The organism is uncultured Nostoc sp. (assembly GCF_964245445.1).
Classification (GTDB): domain Bacteria; phylum Cyanobacteriota; class Cyanobacteriia; order Cyanobacteriales; family Nostocaceae; genus Nostoc.
On the sequence record NZ_CAXTNE010000505.1, the window covers coordinates 1 to 2042 of the forward strand.

2 protein-coding genes and 1 pseudogene are annotated in these 2042 nt (G+C 42.1%); 2 read left to right on the top strand and 1 reads right to left on the bottom strand.

Features of this window, described 5'->3' with window-relative positions:
* Positions 1 to 36: 36 nt before the first annotated feature.
* A complete protein-coding gene (locus ACFE90_RS37865; protein ID WP_375507358.1) occupies positions 37 to 396 on the bottom strand; it encodes an AraC family transcriptional regulator in 360 nt (119 codons plus the stop codon).
* Positions 397 to 561: 165 nt separating this feature from the next.
* On the opposite strand from ACFE90_RS37865, the gene ACFE90_RS37870 reads away from it, so the two are divergent.
* Positions 562 to 1296: an SDR family oxidoreductase gene (locus ACFE90_RS37870; protein ID WP_375507359.1), complete on the top strand. Its 735-nt coding sequence runs from the start codon at positions 562 to 564 to the stop codon at positions 1294 to 1296.
* 443 nt (positions 1297 to 1739) lie between these two features.
* Positions 1740 to 1979 (top strand): annotated as a pseudogene (locus ACFE90_RS37875) (helix-turn-helix domain-containing protein); the annotation flags it as partial.
* Between the last annotated feature and the right edge of the window lie 63 nt (positions 1980 to 2042).

Sequence of the window (2042 nt, forward strand, 5' to 3'; positions counted from 1 at the left end):
CCTCCTTGTTGAGAAGTAGATTACCATACTTTTTTATTAGTGGGATAGTTTCTTGAATCCTAAATAGGGTTGATCTGGGGTTGCCTCAACAATAAACGCGCTCAATGGCAAATCAACCGAGACGACCAGATATTGAGCCGGGCCATAACGATAAGTTTCATCACCCAGCAACGCTTCCTTTTTGCCCTGAACAAGGATGGCGAAGATAGGTTGGCAGACACCCTGTAGTGTGGCGGAAACAGAAGATTCTCGCTGAAATTCCAGCTGCTCAATAGCTGTTTTATGAAAACCGTTCCCTTTGCCATCGGTGTGACGAGTGACTAGTGCTGCCAATTCTTGACATTGATGAGCGATCGCACTTTGGTTTATGACTTGGTTGATGATTTGGCTCGTCACAATGTTCTTTGATTAATTTAATTATCCTCTTGTAAGCATTGTAGAAGATCGATTTGGCGAATTAGGCAATAAAGCGCGAGGACTGTGTATTCCAAACCTTTGTACTTACTCATAGGATGAACACATCCCAAATTCAAATCAACTTCAACAGAAGAGAAAATAACCATGTTAAACGTAGAAAATAAAGTAATTGCGATTACTGGAGCCAGTAGCGGTATCGGTGAAGCCACCGCTAAGTTACTCGCTAAAAATGGTGCAAAAGTTGTTCTAGGGGCACGGCGCACCCAAAAGCTAGAAAAGATTATCGAGGAGATCCGTAACCAGGGTAATACAGGCGAATTCAAAGCGGTGGATGTTGCGAATCGTGAGGATATGAAAGCGTTCATTCACTTCGCCAAAGATAAGTTTGGTCGTGTCGATGTCATCTTTAACAATGCAGGTGTGATGCCCCTATCGCCGATGAATGCCCTGAAAGTCGAGGAATGGGACAACATGATTAATGTGAACATCCACGGCGTATTAAATGGTATTGCTGCTGGTCTACCAATCATGGAAGCACAAGGCGGTGGACAGTTTATCAATACCGCGTCCATCGCCGCGCACGTGGTAGGCCCTACCAGCGCGGTTTATTCCGCGACAAAATATGCTGTTTGGGCCATATCTGATGGATTGCGTCAAGAATCGAAAAATATTCGCGTTACAATAATATCCCCTGGCGTGGTTGAGACTGAACTCGGCTCTGATATCACAGACGAATCAGCAACAGGCTTCTTGAAAGAATTACGTAAAACCGCACTCAACCCGGATGCGATCGCTAGAGCCGTTTTGTATGCTGTTTCCCAGCCGGATGATGTCGATGTCAATGAAATAATTGTCCGCCCGACAGCAAGCGCATTCTAACGCTGAGAGGACATCATGAGAAATAGACAGATGGCACATTGAAGGGGAAGTGGGTACTGTAAATTGGGCATTTGAAAAGAGGCAGAGGGGGGTGCTGCTCTTGCTAAGGGAAAAAGTCTTCTCCCTTGCCCCCTGCCCCCTGCCCACTCTCTTTTGGTTACAGCGATCGCTGCAATTATCCCAGTCCAGAGTGGCAGTTGAAAAAATATTTGTATTATTAATTACACTTAATTAACTTTCATACCTTAAGTTTTTAATAAACACAAAGTGTCTATATTAACAATATATTTACTCAGTATAAGCAGCTTTAGCATTTTCCAATCTAGATTTCAACCATTCTTAAAAAATTTCTCCTAAAAATCAATTATCCAGTAAAAATACGTATGCATATTTAAGTCTTCTGACTATATGAATAGTAGAATTAGCCCATATAGGAGAAGACAGTGACGCTCTTAAATCAAGCTCAAGTAGAGCAGCTAAAGGAAATAACTACACACTTGCGACAAGTAAGACAACAAAAATCTATATGCATTGAAGAAATAGCTGCAAGAACACTCATTAGAGCAGGTGTTTTGCAAGCTTTAGAAGAAGAACGATTTGAAGAATTGCCTGAACCTATTTTTGTTCAAGGATTCATCCGTCGCTATGGAGATGCTTTAGGACTGGATGGAAATGCTTTATCACATACTCTTATAAACCTGAGTTCGATGTAAGAAAAAGTCTGAAAAGTAGACAGGGTAGAGCTT